The 16285-nt window shown below is 57.2% G+C and carries 21 protein-coding genes and 1 tRNA gene; 17 read left to right on the forward strand and 5 right to left on the reverse strand.

Translation table 11 applies throughout. The features are described from left to right. Positions 1-41: 41 nt before the first annotated feature. The 3 genes from GCT19_RS15325 to GCT19_RS15335 are packed head-to-tail and all read left to right on the forward strand — an operon-like array spanning position 42 to position 2975. On the forward strand, positions 42-1004 hold the full coding sequence (locus tag GCT19_RS15325; RefSeq protein WP_152852431.1) for an ABC-three component system protein: 963 nt from the start codon (positions 42-44) through the stop codon (positions 1002-1004). Next, on the forward strand, positions 991-1251 hold the full coding sequence (locus tag GCT19_RS15330; RefSeq protein WP_152852432.1) for an ABC-three component system middle component 6: 261 nt from the start codon (positions 991-993) through the stop codon (positions 1249-1251). The genes GCT19_RS15325 and GCT19_RS15330 overlap by 14 nt, the downstream gene beginning before the upstream one ends. After that, positions 1242-2975 carry a DUF2326 domain-containing protein gene (locus GCT19_RS15335; protein WP_152852433.1) on the forward strand — a complete coding sequence of 578 codons (1734 nt, stop codon included), beginning with the start codon at positions 1242-1244 and terminating at the stop codon, positions 2973-2975. The genes GCT19_RS15330 and GCT19_RS15335 overlap by 10 nt, the downstream gene beginning before the upstream one ends. 186 nt (positions 2976-3161) lie before the next feature. Here the strand turns inward: GCT19_RS15335 and GCT19_RS15340 are convergent, their stop codons facing one another. Genes GCT19_RS15340 through GCT19_RS15350 form a run of 3 tightly spaced genes read right to left on the reverse strand, consistent with a single transcriptional unit; the run spans position 3162 to position 5166 of the window. Continuing rightward, the gene (locus tag GCT19_RS15340; RefSeq protein ID WP_152852434.1) at positions 3162-3476 is read right to left on the reverse strand and encodes a hypothetical protein; all 315 of its coding nucleotides are present in this window, start codon (positions 3474-3476) and stop codon (positions 3162-3164) included. Beyond that, positions 3473-4528 (reverse strand): phage integrase, encoded by a 1056-nt coding sequence (locus GCT19_RS15345; protein ID WP_152852435.1) that lies wholly within the window; start codon positions 4526-4528, stop codon positions 3473-3475. Before GCT19_RS15345 ends, GCT19_RS15340 begins: the two co-directional genes overlap by 4 nt. Then, positions 4528-5166 carry a hypothetical protein gene (locus GCT19_RS15350; RefSeq protein WP_152852436.1) on the reverse strand — a complete coding sequence of 213 codons (639 nt, stop codon included), beginning with the start codon at positions 5164-5166 and terminating at the stop codon, positions 4528-4530. Before GCT19_RS15350 ends, GCT19_RS15345 begins: the two co-directional genes overlap by 1 nt. Positions 5167-5324: 158 nt before the next feature. On the opposite strand from GCT19_RS15350, the gene GCT19_RS42740 reads away from it, so the two are divergent. The 13 genes from GCT19_RS42740 to GCT19_RS15410 all read left to right on the forward strand — a co-directional run bounded on the left by GCT19_RS42740 (position 5325) and on the right by GCT19_RS15410 (position 13673). Continuing rightward, positions 5325-5486, forward strand: coding sequence for a hypothetical protein (locus GCT19_RS42740; protein WP_193727401.1), 162 nt, complete (start codon positions 5325-5327; stop codon positions 5484-5486). Next, positions 5483-6787 (forward strand): replication initiation factor domain-containing protein, encoded by a 1305-nt coding sequence (locus GCT19_RS15355; RefSeq protein WP_321576811.1) that lies wholly within the window; start codon positions 5483-5485, stop codon positions 6785-6787. The genes GCT19_RS42740 and GCT19_RS15355 overlap by 4 nt, the downstream gene beginning before the upstream one ends. Continuing rightward, complete coding sequence (locus GCT19_RS15360) at positions 6766-7077, forward strand: hypothetical protein (RefSeq protein WP_076929418.1); 312 nt, start codon at positions 6766-6768, stop codon at positions 7075-7077. Before GCT19_RS15355 ends, GCT19_RS15360 begins: the two co-directional genes overlap by 22 nt. Positions 7078-7079: 2 nt before the next feature. After that, on the forward strand, positions 7080-7283 hold the full coding sequence (locus GCT19_RS15365) for a hypothetical protein (protein WP_152852437.1): 204 nt from the start codon (positions 7080-7082) through the stop codon (positions 7281-7283). Next, a complete protein-coding gene (locus GCT19_RS15370) occupies positions 7280-7579 on the forward strand; it encodes a hypothetical protein (RefSeq protein ID WP_152852438.1) in 300 nt (99 codons plus the stop codon). The genes GCT19_RS15365 and GCT19_RS15370 overlap by 4 nt, the downstream gene beginning before the upstream one ends. A 46-nt stretch (positions 7580-7625) precedes the next feature. Next, the gene (locus GCT19_RS15375; RefSeq protein ID WP_152852439.1) at positions 7626-7856 is read left to right on the forward strand and encodes a hypothetical protein; all 231 of its coding nucleotides are present in this window, start codon (positions 7626-7628) and stop codon (positions 7854-7856) included. A gap of 161 nt (positions 7857-8017) precedes the next feature. Next, a complete protein-coding gene (locus GCT19_RS15380) occupies positions 8018-9556 on the forward strand; it encodes a hypothetical protein (protein ID WP_152852440.1) in 1539 nt (512 codons plus the stop codon). 8 nt (positions 9557-9564) lie between these two features. Further along, positions 9565-9858, forward strand: coding sequence for a DUF2523 family protein (locus tag GCT19_RS15385; protein WP_152852441.1), 294 nt, complete (start codon positions 9565-9567; stop codon positions 9856-9858). 4 nt (positions 9859-9862) lie between these two features. Then, the gene (locus tag GCT19_RS15390; protein ID WP_152852442.1) at positions 9863-10975 is read left to right on the forward strand and encodes a zonular occludens toxin domain-containing protein; all 1113 of its coding nucleotides are present in this window, start codon (positions 9863-9865) and stop codon (positions 10973-10975) included. Next, complete coding sequence (locus GCT19_RS15395) at positions 10972-12366, forward strand: type II secretion system protein GspD (protein ID WP_152852443.1); 1395 nt, start codon at positions 10972-10974, stop codon at positions 12364-12366. Before GCT19_RS15390 ends, GCT19_RS15395 begins: the two co-directional genes overlap by 4 nt. Before the next feature lie 222 nt (positions 12367-12588). After that, positions 12589-12825 carry a hypothetical protein gene (locus GCT19_RS15400; RefSeq protein ID WP_152852444.1) on the forward strand — a complete coding sequence of 79 codons (237 nt, stop codon included), beginning with the start codon at positions 12589-12591 and terminating at the stop codon, positions 12823-12825. Between the two features lie 97 nt (positions 12826-12922). Continuing rightward, the gene (locus tag GCT19_RS15405; RefSeq protein WP_152852445.1) at positions 12923-13495 is read left to right on the forward strand and encodes a hypothetical protein; all 573 of its coding nucleotides are present in this window, start codon (positions 12923-12925) and stop codon (positions 13493-13495) included. Between the two features lie 106 nt (positions 13496-13601). Then, a tRNA-Met gene (locus GCT19_RS15410) sits at positions 13602-13673 on the forward strand. Between the two features lie 68 nt (positions 13674-13741). On the opposite strand, the gene GCT19_RS15415 is transcribed toward GCT19_RS15410, so the two are convergent. Then, positions 13742-14953, reverse strand: a complete 1212-nt coding sequence (locus GCT19_RS15415) for an MFS transporter (protein WP_152852446.1) — start codon at positions 14951-14953, stop codon at positions 13742-13744. 343 nt (positions 14954-15296) lie between these two features. On the opposite strand from GCT19_RS15415, the gene GCT19_RS15425 reads away from it, so the two are divergent. Next, positions 15297-15632 (forward strand): hypothetical protein, encoded by a 336-nt coding sequence (locus GCT19_RS15425; RefSeq protein WP_152852448.1) that lies wholly within the window; start codon positions 15297-15299, stop codon positions 15630-15632. A gap of 77 nt (positions 15633-15709) precedes the next feature. Here the strand turns inward: GCT19_RS15425 and GCT19_RS15430 are convergent, their stop codons facing one another. Further along, positions 15710-16153 (reverse strand): MarR family winged helix-turn-helix transcriptional regulator, encoded by a 444-nt coding sequence (locus tag GCT19_RS15430; RefSeq protein WP_026229127.1) that lies wholly within the window; start codon positions 16151-16153, stop codon positions 15710-15712. Between the last annotated feature and the right edge of the window lie 132 nt (positions 16154-16285).

Consider the following 16285-nt stretch of genomic DNA (forward strand, 5'->3'; position numbering starts at 1 on the left):
ATTGCCCTGACAAGAAAAGATTACAAGATGGAAGGTCGAAGATGACGAATGAGCGCAAACATCTCGCCCGAACGCTTTTTCAGCTCAAAGTGCTTAAGGCTGAGGGCTTTGCGTTCGAACAGCTATTCGGGCAGGTCATGGAGTACTCGCGGCCCGAATTCTTGAAGATCAAGCCATACGGCAATCAGGGCGATCGCGGCAACGACGGCTACGAGAAGGCACTCGGTAGGTATTTTCAGGTATTCGCGCCAGAGAGTCCGACCACAAGCAAGAGCGCGGCTATCGCAAAAGTAGCGGAAGACTTTGAGGACAAGCTGCTCCCGTATTGGGGCACGTTTTGCGTGCCGCGAGAGTACATTTTTGTATTCAATGATAAGTATCACGGAACCAACTTCAATATTGAAGAAACGCTTGCCGGGATCAAAACGAAACACAATCTCGAAGCCTGCGATGTCTTTCTCAGCAAGCATCTGGAGCAAGAGTTTATCTGCTTGCCAGAAGACCAGATCTGCATGATCGTAGGCGGTCTGCCGACGTGGGATTCGATGGAGGGACTGGACTATACCGTGCTGGGAGAAGTCATTCGGCACATTCAAGACTGCCCGCCCGAGAATGCTCCAACCGGCAAAAAAATTGCACCGGATTTCGACGAGAAGATCGAATTCAACGAGCTGGCGGAGTATGGCCCTTGGCTTCGGGTAAAGCAGCGTGAGACCTGGCAAATCGATGATTACCTGAGTCGGAACAGCGACTTCACCAAACAAGCACTTCGTGACTTTTTGGCTGGTTACTATGCAGAAAGCCTGGCTGCAGTGCAAAGCGATCAAAGCGGCGCTGGAGTAACGCTGGGTGATCTGCGATTCGCGTTTGTCTTGAATCGAATTGCGCCCCAATCGAATAATGCCGCAGCCGATCGGCTGCGACGCGACGCGGCCTTGGTGCTCATGGCGAAGTATTTTGAAGCCTGTGACATTTTTGAGGAACCGAACAATGTTACTTCCTGACAAGCACATCTCGTTTGCGGAGTCTTTGCTCGGCCTTGGCGCGTTTGTCATGGAGAACGTCAATCAGCCGATCACTGTCGACAATCTGTGGCGTGTTTTTCAGCGCCAAGCCTCAAGCTACCCAGCGTTCCAGACATTCGACAATATGGTGCTGGCGCTCGACGCGCTGTTTGCGCTTGGCCTTGTGCAGATGAATGACGCAGGTGAGCTGCGTCGCCACCGCCCGGAAGCGGCCCTATGCGCCTAATCGAGCTTACATCGAATAAAACTAGTTTTAAGACCGTCAAGTTCAATCGGACGGGCATTTCGCTCGTCATTGGCTCACGGAAAGATCAGTCGCATGGGGAAGATGACAGTCGCTCCTATAATGGAGTCGGAAAATCCCTGCTGATCGAAATCATCCATTTTTGTCTGGGCTCCAGCGCCAATGCCAGCTTTCGCCAACATCTTCCCGACTGGGAATTTACGTTGCGTTTTGAGGTCGGAAAAAAGCCCTACACTGCGAGCCGGAGTACCGATAAGCAAGGAAACATTACGCTGAACGGGGAGACGTTAAAGCTTAAAGCTTTCAACGAACTGCTGGGAAAGCTTTGCTTTCACTTCCCCGATTGGGGCGGATCGCAGCTTAGCTTTCGCAGCTTGCTGCCTCGCTTTATTCGAAGATCAAAAGCCGACTACAACGATCCGAAGATTACTTCCTCGGACAGGGAGCCGTATACGATTCTGCTGCGGAATCTGTTTCTGCTCGGCATCGATATATCTTTGGTCGAGACTAAATATTTACTTCGCACGCGTCAGTCTGAGCTGGAATTATTCGAGAGAAATTTCAAGAACGATCCGTTCATCCGAGAATACTATACCGGCAACAAGGATGCGTCGCTGCAAGCGAAGCATTTGGAAGAGCAGATCGCGAGATTTGAAGGTGATCTAGCTCAATTCGCGGTCGCTGAGGACTACTATCAAATCGAGAAAGAAGCAAACGATTTGACGGCTCGCCTTCGTCTGCTAAAAAACAAAAAGGCTGTTGTTGAAAATGCTCTTTCGAACGTTCAAAAGAGTCTTGAAACGCGCTCTGACATTCCTCGCGAGAAAATACTTGCCGTCTATGGTGAACTCGAAAGAGCATTTCGCGCTGAAACACTGAAGCATCTTCAGGAGGTTGAGGCATTTCACTCCCAGTTGCTGACAAATCGGATAGCCCGACTCGGTCAGGAAAGGATGAAGCTCGAGACCGAGAGAAAGACTCTCGAATCGGAGATCTATCAGCTTAATCAATCTGTCGATGCCAAGCTTGGATACCTGGCGGACAAACGAGCGTTAGATCAATACGCCGCGGTGAGCGCACAGCTGTCTGACTTGCGAGCCAAGCTCCATAAGCTCCAGGATTATCAACACTTGCTGCATAAGAGTCGCGAAGATGCGGCCTCGATCCGAATTAAGTTGGCGGAAGAAAACATAAAAACGAATGCTTATTTAGATGAAACGTCTAATGAACGTGAATTACGGCTTGAGGCTTTTTCGTCGCTAGCAAAGCGCTTTTATCCCGACGCTCCGGCAGGCATAACGCTTCAAAACAACCTAGGGGACAATAAAACTCGCTATGATTTCGACGTTCGGATTGAGGCGGACGGCTCGGATGGCATCAATGCGGTGAAATTGTTCTGTTACGATCTAGCAGTGTTGACCTCGCAACAAAACCATGAGATCGCATTCGTATTCCACGATAGCAGGCTCTTCAGTGATATAGATCCAAGGCAGCGTGCCGTGTTGTTTCAGACTGCGAACTCGCTCTCATCACATGAGGGGTTGCAGTACATAGCGACGGTCAATCAAGATCAGCTAGATGCGTTGCAGACAGATTTGTCGCCCAAGGAGTTCGACGAGCTACTCGGGAGGACGGTATTGCGACTTCAAGACGACGGACCCGAAAGCAAACTGCTTGGCGTTCAGGTCGACATGCACTATCAATAGTTGGGTTGGGAGTGCGGCTTTTGCCTCGTAGATGTGCCTGCGTCGGCCTGAGCTTGGCATAGTGCATTGCGATTCTCGCATGCGAGAACCCTGGATTCTGTGAGCGTGTTTTTGGGTTCTCGCATGCGAGAATCCGGTGTGGCGGCCCGCCGCACCGAGATAGTCGTCGGTACTGACTGGTGTTGCCTATAGCGGCTCAGTTGGCTCGTCAAAACGGCGAACTGATCCCTTGACCCGCTGCAGGGTTTCGAATTTGTTCGGATCACAAGCCGAAGCCCACCGTTCAAGTGGTACGTCCGTGTTAAGACCGAGCTGCTCCGCGGTTTCGATAGGCAAGCACAAAACAACTTCTGCACCAGACTGCTCGCGGGCGCAAAGCTCGGCGCTCACACCCTTTAGCTCCAAATAGACCACACCTGGTTCGAATACATCTTCGAAGAGGTGCCAAGATGGCTCGCTCCCCTTCGACTCATGGCTCTTGAGTGTCGATTTGGTGCTCACGCTGTCTGCCCCTCGGTGCCGGTTGCTCCTCGCTCGTGGTGCGCTCCTTCAAGCTCGACCTGCCGGAGCGGATTAAGCATCTTAGCCTCTTGCAGGTGCTCTGGCGCCAGATGTGCGTAACGCATTGTCATCGTTAGGCTTTGGTGCCCCAAGATTCGCTGTAGTGTCAAAATGTTACCCCCGTTCATCATGAAGTGGCTGGCGAACGTGTGGCGTAGCGCGTGGGTCATTTGGCCATCTGGTAGCGCGATTCCCGCCCGATCGATCCCTTCCCGAAACGCCGACCACGCGTAGCCGAATATCCGGTCGCCGTTGCCCTTTTCACGGTAGTGCTCTTGCACCGCTTGGGCAAGGTATTCAGATATCGGCACAGCTCGAACCCTACCTGACTTCGTTCTTGCAAACTGGATTAGCCCATCCCTGACCTGCGAGATTCGCATTTCTTCAACCTCGCTCCATCGCGCTCCCGTCGCGAGACAGATTTTTGTGATCAAGCGGACGTGCGGGTTACGGGCGTCCATGAGCGTGGCCAACAACGCTTTGATTTGGCCAGTTGTGAGATAGCTTAGCTCGGATTCCTGTATTTTGAACTGCCGCACTTTTGCCAATGGATTTTCCCGAGTCCACACTCCGAGCCGGGCCAGTTCATTGAACATCGCCCTCATGTAGGCTTGTTCTCGGTTCAGGTTGTTCGCGGTGATGCCCGCAGCGAGTCGCCTGGTGCGGTATTCCGCAAAGACCTCTGCGGTGAAGCGATCTGCGACTGGGTCGCCCATCGCAGTTGCCATTGCCTTCAGTCGGCGTAACGTATCGCCGGCCGAACGGAGTCCCGAGCCGTGATGAGAGAACCACAGCGCAATCAGTTCTGAAAGCTTGCGCGTGTCCCTTCGTTCTGGTGTCCAATCGGACTTCTGGTTAATTTGCGTGATAAGCCAAGCCTCCCACGCTTTTGCCTCTGCTTGCGTTTTGAATGTCTTCCGAAAGCGCTTCGCTCCCCTTCCTCCTGGTTGCAAGTCTGCCAACCACCCCGCATCAGTCTTTTTGATTGCCATTAGTCCTTCCATCTGCCATCGCGTTGTTCACGGAACTCGTGCACTAGGCGGAGTAATGCGGTCTCATCGTAGTTGTAGCGGATCACGTCGAGTATGGCTTCGATCTGCGGCGATTGGCCAACCTCATATCGGCGAGCTCCGCCACGTTCGTGAACTTCCTCCAGGCTGCGTTGTAACTCGCTGACCAGTTCAGGCTCCTGCTTGCCTTTATCCCACGCCCCGAGCGCTGTTCGCGGTACTTTGCCGACCGTCATCGGTTCGTCTGCGTCTGTGGTGGCGCCTTCATTCAAACGTTCGACTATGGCGAGTGCGCAGTCTTTCGCGCGTACTAACGCGCGGAAGTACTCAGCCGAAGCTGGCTTTGCCGCTTTCGCGTTTTCGGGGAATGCAAGAGCAGGCAATGGAGCCACGTGACCAAACTTGGCGTCAGTGGACCCACATGCAAGCCAGAAGGCGTTTTCCGGCCATGCTTTAGATACGGCTTCGATCATCTCCGCATCTGCCTTTTTCCGTCCAAACCAGAAGTTCTTCCAGCGATCGGCCGAGATCCCCGTGGCGTTTTCGAGTTGAACGTAGCGGAGACGGTCGTCCGTCCGCGTGGAGATAAGCATCTTCAATCGGTCGCCAATCTGTTCCATTCGAAATTCTCCCTCATCGGTTCTTGCGCCACAAAACATGTAGTGCTATTCTAGCCCCGTCACAGTGCTATTTCAGCACTGTTATAGTCTAGAAAACGTACGGAGCCAGTGCCGTGTCAACTATAGCCGAACTTCCATCACATGCGAGCGTGCCTTTGATGACCCGCGAGGCTTTCGCTGCAGCCATTGGCCTGCCGGTGTCTGTACTGGTAGCACAGGCTGAACGTGGCTACTGGCCAGAGGTACGCGTTGGGAAACGAGTCTTCATCAACGTCGAACTCGTTCGCAAGCGCGCGCTGGAAAAGGAGTTCGCGCTGTGAGCCGGGTCAAGTCCCTTCTTTTTGGAGCTGAGCCGCAGGCTCGCCACGGCCGCCTGCCCGCCCGCAGCGTGAGCGAGGACGGCCAGCCGGCCGTGGCGCACTCGGCCAAGTTGCGCGGCGGCGCCTCGGCTGGTGCCCCCCCCTTGACTAACAGGGGGGGAACGGAAAGGCCGGCCATCGCGACGGTTCAGGAATTGCAGATGGTGATAACGGACACGGGCGAATTGAAAACCATCCTGGTGCGCCGTCCGGTCAACGAACAGGTTGCGATGATCGACACGCTTCGCTTCACAGTGGGCGAGGAAACGTGGAGTCGGACGGCAGGCATTCAGCTTGTAGCGGATGAGGAGTTCATCTTAGAAGCAAGCAAGCATCTAACGGAAATCTTCGGCTTTGGCATCACGCGCGACCTTAAAAAAATGCGTGACTTCTATGCGAACGCGTGGGAACTCGGGGACAACTATGGCCACGTTGCTTTGGGTGGGGCTAGCCAGCGCCAGACCATGCTTATCAATCTAAACGGTCAAGGTTGCATTGCAGCCAAGGCCGGTTGGGAATCCCGTTTGCATGACTTTCTCGTTGATGCGGCATCTCGACCAACGATCACACGCATTGACCTCGCGCATGACTGTATGCAGGGCGAATACACCGTCGATCAGATTGATGGATGGTACGACGATGGCCTGTTTACTTGCTCGGTAAATGCGCCGCGCCATGAGTACAAGGGCGATTGGAAGAATCCGATCGGCAAGGGGCGCAGCGTGTACATCGGCGTGCGTGGCAACGGAAAGCTTTGTCGAGCCTATGAGAAGGGACGTGAACAAGGTGACGCGGATTCCGAATGGGTGCGAATTGAGGTCGAGTTCCACAACAAGAAGCGTGTTATCCCGCTCGACGTGCTGCTCGATCCGTCGAGCTACTTCGTCGGTGCCTATCCGTGCCTTCGCTTCCTCGATGCCTCGCGCATGCCAGAAAAGATTGAGATCAAGCGCAAAGCGGCAGAGATCAACGTTGATGCGAGCCTGAAGAACATTCGCACGAGCTATGGGAAATACGCATTCGTGCTGCGCAATCTGTTGGGCGACGCCGACTTTCTCGATGCGATCACGAATGATTCGGGCGATTGGCCCGAGCGCCTCAAGGTACCCGATTACGAGACCTGTTCGGTCCCGATCCACGTCTACGGCATGACGAAGCGTTTTAACGATTTAGACCCCTCTGGCGATGGCTGGACAGAGGAAACGGTCTTTGCACCAGCCGCTACGACAGGAAACGAACCATGCGATTCACGAGCAATGTGAAGGTAACGGGGATGAAGGCGAGCAAAGGCCAAATGGAAAACGGAACGAGCTTCGACAGCACGAAGGTCTACACCGAAACGCCGCTTGACGATTCGAAAGGCACAGCCAAAGGCTTCGCGGTTGCGGAGTTCACGCTCGGCACGTCTGCCGAGTTCGACAAGTATAAGCACCTGCCCTTCCCCTTTGAGGCTGCTGCGGATCTGGAGCTCGTGACGAATGGGAAGACGCAGAAGACCGTAATGCACTCGCTGAAGCCGGTGGAAATGTCCCGGCCGGCTAAGGCAGGCTGATCATGGACAGCGGGGTCGTGTACGTGGTGCAGGACCTTGTTTCCGGCTACTTCTTGCGGCCTGATTCCGGGGACGTGGGGCAGACCGAGCGCCTACGTGATGCTGTCGGTTTCGAAGATATCGGCGCGGCATATGAGGCCGGGGTTGACCATTGCGACGGGTCATTTGACGTCGTGCCGCTGATCTTCGCGCGGAAGGGGCATTGATTGTGTCGGTCGGCACTGTTCAGAACGTCCTGCTGTGTATGCCCGTCACGTCCGATCAGTCGTCGGCGCTCGATCAGCAGGTGTGCCCGCCCTCGGGCACTCAGTATTTCCATATTCAAACGCAGCAGGCGTACGTGATCGATCCGGCGAGTCAGCCCTTTCTTGATGGGCTTGCGGTGCCGTTCGATTACACGGCTGCGGGTGGTTTCTTCGCGCTGGCGTTCTCCATGGTTGTCGGAATCTGGATGGTGAGCGCGAGCGCGGGAAGCATTCTCTCGCTTATCAGGCGGGGGTGACGCGTTCCGGGCGCTTCCCGGTGTTCTGTTCTCGAAGGGGTTAGCAATGAAGGCAAAGCTTCAAGCGCTGAAGAAGTTCGCAGTAGGCGCAGCAGTCGCAGGTACAGCAGTGGCAGCGAACGCTGCTGGTACTGCGCCGGACTTCACGACGATCACGTCGGCGGTGGACTTCAGCACGGTCATCACCGCGATCATGGCCGTGGCCGCGATCATGGTCGGCGTGTACGTCGCGTGGCGCGGAGCCAAGTTTGCGCTGCGTGCTGTGAAGGGCCTGTAAGCCTCGCGCGGCTGGTTGTAGAGCTGGGGAGCCGCGTGGCTCCCCTTTTTTGTTTACGGGGGCGGTGTGATGAGTGCAACGGACTGCTGGTACTTGATGATTTTCGGCTGGGGAATCGTCTGCGGATGGGCGTGTGTTTCTGGCCTGAGTAAGGGGTGAGCATGCGTACGAGAAAGATTCTTTGCCTGTTGCTCGCGTTGGGTGTCGCTGTTCGGGCTGAAGCTGGGACGGTGTTGATCTTTGACGGTAAGGGGAATATCACGGGCAGTTATGTGGATCAGACTACGCCGTACTCGTACGGGAAGATCCAGACCGAAACCTCTGGACTCTTGTACAAAAAAACGGCAAGTCTCGGTCATGCGGTTACGGATGTGGAGGTGACGAAGACGATTCAAGCGGTGGAGACGGTCGCGACGGGCGCTGCAACCGGCGCCCGAGCGGGTTTCGGTGGGGGATGGTTGGGGATTGTTGCCGGGGCGGTGATCGGGGCTGTGTTGCAAGCAGCGGTAGCGCTCGGTCTGGACAAGCTTCTTACGTGGCTGTTCGGTTCCGGTAATCAGGTCACTGCTACTGCTGCTGGGGCACCTTCGCAGAGTACCGGGTGGTATTTCTCGGTTGTGCGGGAGTGGCCGGATGCTTGCGGCAATACTGGTTTGGAGAAGGATTTTTGGGTCGATTTGGACGCTGCGAAGGCGTACCTTGCTGCAAACGATTCGCAGACGGGTACACCTGCGAAGTGCTATAACGCCCATCCCGGATTCACGTATGGTCCGCCCACCTGCGATGGCAATGGGGTGTGTACCTATGTTCAGACGCTCACTTCGGATGGTTCGACCAGTACGCAGACGGTGTTGATGTCTCGCTTGTACGGCACGCCTTCCAATATCCAGGACACCCAAGGTTCTGGCGGTAGTGGTACGCCGGTCATCACGGATTACGCGACGGCGACCGCTAATGTGTCGGACGCCGAGAAGGCGCAGCCGATTAATCCTGAGCTGGCCGCAGATACGGTCAATGCTTTGTGGCAGCAGGCGTCGCAGTCGGCGGGCTATCAGGGCGTACCTTATGACCCGAGCAATCCCGTGACGACGCAGGACGCCACGGACTGGCAGAACGCGAATCCTACCTATACGCCGACTGTCGGAGACGCCCTTGGTGTTGGGACCGGTTCTGGTACGCAGGGCGGTGCTAGCACCGGTGGTTCGCTTGGTTCATTGCCTATTTCGAGTACGCCGGGTTCTCAGGATACGACGCCGGGTGTCAATCCAGGCGGTAGCTCGGTTACCTGCTCGTCGGGCTACACGTGGAATGGAGCGTCGTGTATCCCGTCGTCGGGCACTGGCACTGGCACTGGCACGGGGACGGGGACGGGCACGTCAGGCGCGCAATGTGGCGGCCCCGGCGAGCCTGCGTGTGAGGTGGACTGGGGCACGAACCCGAATACGGCACAGCCGTCGTTGGAAAGCACGCCGACGATCGCCATGATCCTCGGGCCGATCATGAACATGCTGCCGGGTTTCAAGGGCTTCCAGATGCCTGCGCATACGGGTGTTTGTCCTACGGGCACGTTCTCGATGTTCGGCAACTCGTACACGATGGATCAGCACTGCACGCTGCTCGAGCAGAACCGGTCGGCCATCAGCGCTGCGTTCGCGCTGGTGTTTCTTCTGTCCTCGGTTTTCATCGTTCTTACTGCGTGAGGTGACCTATGTATGCAGTGCTGATGTCGGCGGTGTGGTCCGCGTTGTCGTGGCTGTTTCGCTCGGTGCTTATCAAGTTCGTTTTCTATTTTGCGCTGTATTTCTTCGTGACTGAGGCGGTCTCGTATTTGCAAGGGCAGGGCATTTTGCCGACGGCGGTTTCACTGTCTCAGGCGTTTGGCGCGGCTGGGTCGGGCGTCTGGTACTTCCTCGATCTATGCTCGGTGAGCTACGGCATGCCGTTGGTGATCGCTGGCTACGGGGCGCGTTTCATTATCCGTCGTATCCCGCTGATCGGGTGAAGCCATGCCGATTAATGCATTTGGCGGTGGTCCGGGGAGCGGCAAGACGTATGGCGTGATGGAGCACGTGATCTTGCCTGCGGTGTCGAAGGGTCGCTTCGTCATAACCAATATCGACGGTTTGGACCACGATGCGATTTATGCGTACGTGGCTGAGAACGCGCCGAAGGGAAAGATTGTTTGTATCGGGCACATCCGCAGCTGCGATCGCAGTGCGCCGGAAGAAGAGGACTTTTTTCCGGGCGAGGAAGCGCTCGACAAGCCACTGCCGGTGCCGGACCCGGAGCATGGGCGCGTGTGGCCGGGTGATCTGGTCGTGGTCGATGAAGCGACGCGTTACTGGTCGCAGGGCGAAAAGGTGAAGCGTGGCCATGCCTATTTCTTCCGTGAGCATCGGCACTTCACGAATGAGATGGGGCATAGCTGTGACCTCGTGGTGATCGACCCGGACTTGACGATGCTGGCTCGTGCGCTCAAAGGCAAGGTCGAGATGTCGTCGGTGACGCACAAGCCGAAGGCGATCGGGCTTAACCGCTACTCGGTGAACCTGTATCGCGGTGTGAAGCTGACCGGCAAGCCGATGTCTACGGGCGGGCCGTTCGCGTTCAAGAAGGAAATCTATTCGCTCTACAAGAGCTACAGCCACGCGCAGGCGAAGGAACAGCCGATCGATCGTCGCCAGAACGTGCTGCTGAACAAAGGGCTGTGGGTCTATGCGGCTGCGGTGTTGTTGCTGTTCGGTGGCGGCATCTACTTTGCGTACCGCTTTTTCACGCACAGGGGCAAACCGGCGGAGGGTCAGGCCGCTGTGTCCGGAAGTGCGCCAGGTGGTGTTGCTGTGTCGGTTGGGGCCTCGGGCGTGCCCTCTCCAGCCGCTGCGGTCAAGCCGCCTGAGGTGTCCGAGACGTGGCGCGTGATGGGTCGCTTTGAGTCGGGCGATTTGCAGTATGTGGTGCTCGCCGATGACTCGGGCCGGATGCGGGTCGATTCGCCCGCTTCCTATAACGGCATGGGTGCTGCGATGGCGGGACGCGTTGATGGTCAGCGCGTCACGATGTGGTCCGGGAAGGCTTCGGCTGGACCAGCTTCTCTTGTTCCCGGAGGTAAGTCGAAATGAACGTCAAGCGTCTGCTCACGCTTGCAGTGATCTGGCCGGCGTTGTCGGTGGCCGCGCAGCCGACTCCGTTGCCGATGGTGCCGCCGTTGCCGACTGTGCCGGCGCTGGTGGCGGCGGATACGTCGTTGCCTTCGTCGGTGCCAGTCACACCCATGCCGCCGATGGTGCAGCACTCGAAGGGCAATTCGTTTGATCTTCGGTTCGCTACGGTGTCATTCGTGGTGGACTTTGTGTACGAGAACGCGGTGAAGACGCCGCATGTGATCGGGCCGGACGTGCTAGCCGATCAGCGGCTGGTGTCTTTCCGCTACAAGGCGGGTGATGGCGAGCTGCGCACGTTCCTCGCGACGTTTCTTGATTCGTTAGGCTATGCGGTGACGGTGCGTGATGGTGTGGACTTCATCGCGAAGAAGCCGGACGCCGACAAGCCTAAGGAGACGCGGGAGCCGTTCGTGTATGTGCCGCGCTATCGCAAGGCCGATTACCTGATGCGGATGGTGCAGCCGCTTGTGGGCGGTCGTTTCACGACGCAGCGTGGAGTGTCTTCGGCTAGCGTTGCGACTACGACGAGCGGGGCCAGCTCGACGGCCGGTGAGGTCAGCAAGAACGTACCGCAGTCGTCGGCCGCGGCTCTGATCGATCAGAACACGGACGTACTGGTGTTCCTCGGCACGTCGACAGAGATCGAGACGTTGCGTCAGGTGCTGCCGCTCATCGATGTAGCGCGCGGTAAGGTGAACCTGAAGGGGACGGTATATGAAGTAAGCGACACAACGCAGAAACAGTCTGGCTTCTCGCTGGCCGTGAACATTTTGGGTCTAGGACTCGGAATCAACAACGGGTTCACGAACTCGGCTCAGTCTTCGGTGACTCTGCATGCTTCGAGCGGTAATAACACGATCGATGCGGCACTTCAGGCACTTGATTCTGACAGCCGGTTCAAAGTGTTGACGCGTCCGAACATGACGGTGCTGTCAGGCGAACGTGCCCGCCTGAACGTCGGGCAGCAGGTACCAACGCAGGGACAGGTGAGCTATCAAGGGACCAGTGGAACGCCTGTGCAGTCCATCGTCTACCAGGATGCCGGTGTGATCTTTGACGTGCAGCCGACAGTGATGAGGAACACGATTGATGTGGTGGTTGATGAAGAAATTTCTGACTTTGTGAACACCACGACCGGAGTGAATTCGTCGCCGACGAAAAACACGCGCACGTTGCAGACCACGACTTCGTTGCAGGACGGAGATCTGGTGGTTATCGGTGGCTTGGTCCAGACGCACGAAACGCGCGCGACTTCCGGGCTTGCCTTCCTACCACACTGGATGAATGGTCGGAACAATGCCGAGGACAATACGGAAATCGTGCTCGTGCTGCAAGTGACCAAAATATAGGATTTGGGGCCGAGCCGGTCGATGTCGGACTCCAGTTCAGCGCAGTCGCGCAGGCGGAACAGGCACGTGAGCTGATCCTCTACCCTTTGGTCGCTTTCTCGCATGCGAGAATGACATAGCGCGGGAGCACCGCCCTAGCCTTTCGTGAATTCTCGCATGCGAGAATCGCGCTTTTTGCATGCCGCATGCATACCAACTGAGCCGATCGATCAATGAGGCAGCATGGACTTGAATAATGCTCTTGCCGGTGCGGCGCCAGAAGATATTGGCGACATCATCGATGTGTGGCTTTGGGGGTTCTCTGAGCCGGCAAATTGGCCACTCCTGTCTGACGTCCGTCAAATGCAGGCTGTGTTGTCCGCTTTGCCTTATGCGGCACACCCCAGCGTACAGCAAGCGATTGAAGCTTGTATGGACTACATTCGCATTTTCGAGAGCGACGAAGAAGCTCCGCTTTGAACTTATCGCCCCCCTGATCTGCTCAAGTCTCCTCAGGCGGAGCCGTTAAGCATTTGCCGAATACCGGCAATAACCTGCATAACGGAGACGTACCCTGATGAGACTATTTAAGATTCTTGCTGGCATTTCGGCCTCTGCGGTAGTGCTACTTCCAACGATTGCGAATGCCCAGCAGGCGGTCGAGCCTGAAACTCCACCTGTGCATGTCAAAGTCGTAGTGTCGTCGAAATACTACGGCTCCTTTGCCAAAGAGCAGGACATAAAGGTGAATCAGACCGCGTCCTTCAACAACCTTTCCGCTCATCATAGCGGAGTGATATATCACGGCAAATGCGACCTTAAGGCTGATGCAAACGGGGCATATCCGGCTGACGTCGACGATGGAGTTGTCGTTAACATCGGCCCTGTCATGATCTCGCCGAACGGCACCGTCTCAGCTTCAAATGAAGTCAAGGCGGCGAAGCTGATTCGGTATAACAAATTCGACTCGGGCATGTGCGGTGAAATCTCATTTGCCCAAAGCTCACAGCATTCGACTCGCTCGGACCTTCTCTTTCGACCAGGTCAAGCGGTGACGGTGGATGAATCACACCAACATTCCGCGACCGACGGGGATAAGGATCTTCGCGTAACCGTCAGCTTTTCACCGGTAGCATCATCGGCGAATTGATGTTGGCGTATCGCAAGGATGTCAACCGGGAGTCAACGCTACTGCTGTGCATTGCGGTTTCATAGCGGCGCAGAGTGCGATAACCCTTTGAATTGCTGAATATTGCGGTAGCATTGCTGGGTGATACGACGGAATCATAATCCGCAGGTCCGGGGTTCGAGTCCCTGATTCGCCACCAGCTTCAAGAAAAAGCCGCTGTCTCACAAGGACAGCGGCTTTTTTGTTTCCAACGTCGGCAATGCGACGTTAGCGCGAGTCGTTATGACGTTCGGCCGGTGTCGGGTGAAAGAGCAGCAGCACGAGGGTCATCAGACCGAAGGCCGCACCCGCATAAAACGTCATGGCTGCGCCCACACGTTCCCACACCTGACCTGCGATAACGCTCGAAACCAGCGTCACGATGCCGCTCAGCAGATTGAAGAAGCCAAACGCAGTACCGCGCAGATGCGCCGGCGCCGTGTGCGCGACCATCGTGGCGAGCAGGCCTTGCGTCATCCCCATGTGCAGCCCCCAAAGCGCTACCCCGACGACGACTATGCTCCAGTGGGTGCCGTGTGCCAGCACGAGGTCGGCGCCGATCAACACGATCAGACCACCTATCAGCAGCCGCGTATGACGCATCGTGTCCGCGAGCTTCCCGAACGGATAAGCGGACAGCGCATAGACGACATTCATTACCACCATGACCAGCGGAACGAGCGCAATCGGTACGCCGCTGCCCATCGCACGAAGCACCAGGAAAGCCTCGCTGAATCGCGCCAACGCGAACACAGCGCCTATCCCCACGACCCACCAGTAGTCCAGGCCAAGGTCCCTGAGACTGTGCCACCGTACAGGGTTGCTTCTTTTGGCGCGAGGCTCGTGCTCAGGCTCCGTGATACCAAACGTCAACAACGCGACCGCGAGCACGCCGGGAATGACGGCAAGCCAGAAGGCAAGCCGAAAATTGTCTGCCCAGATCAGCATGGTGAGAACGGCCAGCAGCGGTCCGAGGAATGCACCGACCGTATCGAGCGACTGACGCAGCCCGAAGGCCGCGCCACGCAGGTGCTGCGGCGTGACATCTGCAATGAGCGCATCGCGAGGCGCACCACGAATGCCCTTGCCGACACGGTCGATCACGCGCGCCGCCACCACGACTCCGACCGACGATGCAACCGCAAAAAGCGGCTTGCTCATTGCGCCGAGCGCATACCCGGCGACGGCGAGCCACTTTCGATTGCCAAGGTAGTCGCTTAGCGTTCCCGAAAACACCTTGACGATTTGGGCCGTGGCCTCTGCGACGCCTTCGATGAGCCCAATCGCGCCGGCCCCGGCGCCAAGGCTCGCCAGCAGAAACATCGGCAGCAGGCTGTGGATGATTTCGGATGAGATGTCCATGAAAAGACTCACGCATCCTAGAACCCACACGCTGCGTGGAATCTGCCGCACGACATTGACTTGCGGTTCGTTTCGCATTCGATAGGGATGGCATCAAATAACACGGTCGAAACGGCACGGACGCATGCGGGCGCTAGTGCAGCTCGCTGCGACGGCTACATCTTATCTGGCATCGCTGAGTCGGATACCCCTGTGGCCCGTCACCGATGGCGGCGCAAAAATTGCTGCCCGAGCGGGTGAAATGCCCAGCGCTGAGTTCGGCTCGTTCATCGCGACCGTGGCTTGCCAGCGAGCGTTGCGCGAGCTTCCGATGGAACGAACGATGAGCAGCGGCGTCGCAGAGTATGGACAGTGAAGTGCCGCGGGTTTTGTTGGCAGGCCTGCTTCCGCAATTCCATCGCATTTTCGAGGAGGTTCCTTGATGACGTTCCGCACCGTCGCGCTTGCCGCAACCACCGCTGCGCTCACGCTCGCCGGCACGACCGCCGCCCTCACCGCACAGGCCCAAACGGCGGGCACATCCGACAGTCAATGGCGCGCCAGCTCGACCATGCTCGCGACGCTGCTGCAGGACGGCTACAAGATCGTCGCCGTCGTCAACAATGGGCCGGCCGACACGATCTTCGTGCAGCGCGATCAGAGCGCGTTCAAATGCATCGATCCGCAACAACCGGAAGCGAAAGCGAAAACGGCAGCAGCGGGCTGTTACGAGCTGGTGCCGCCGAGCGGCGCCGCCCCCGCGTCGGAATCCAAATAACGTGATTTGCAGCGCGAGCCCAACGTCGCTCGGGCTCGCGCGAAAGACTTCGGCGTCGCGCCAAACACCGCGACGCTTCAGCGATCCACCAGCCGGCTCAGATTGCCGCGCACCCGCTGCAGAAGCGCGATCAACTGCGCCGCTTCTTCATCGCTGAAACCATTGAGCGCTTCGAGCGCGACTTCGTCGCCGACCTTGCGCGCCTTGCCGAGCGTGCGCTCGGCCTTCGGCGTCATGCGCACCTGGCGCTCGCGGCGATCCTGCGGATTCGCGGTCCGCTCGATCCAGCCGCCCTCCTCCATCCGGTCGAGCAGCCGGCCCGCCGAGATCGGCGCGACCTCCAGCAGATCCGCGAGCCGGGCCTGATTGATCTCGCCGTAATGGCCGAGATAAGCCAGCACGCGACACTGCGCGCGAGTCAGATCGACCGACGACTTCGCGTGATCGTCGAAACGCTTGCCCGCCAGCCGGCCGACGTCGTAGATCAGAAAGCCGAAGCGCTCTTCGAATTGGGTTTTCATGCGCGGATTATACGGAAGCACTTCGGCTTGCAGCGCGCCTGCGCCTGCGCGTGCGTTCCAGGTTCAGCACAACTCCCGATAGCGCGAATCCGCATTGACGATATACTAAGCATGCTTACGATATCGACCCTC

The sequence above is a fragment of the Paraburkholderia atlantica genome, from assembly GCF_009362785.1.
GTDB lineage: Bacteria > Pseudomonadota > Gammaproteobacteria > Burkholderiales > Burkholderiaceae > Paraburkholderia > Paraburkholderia atlantica.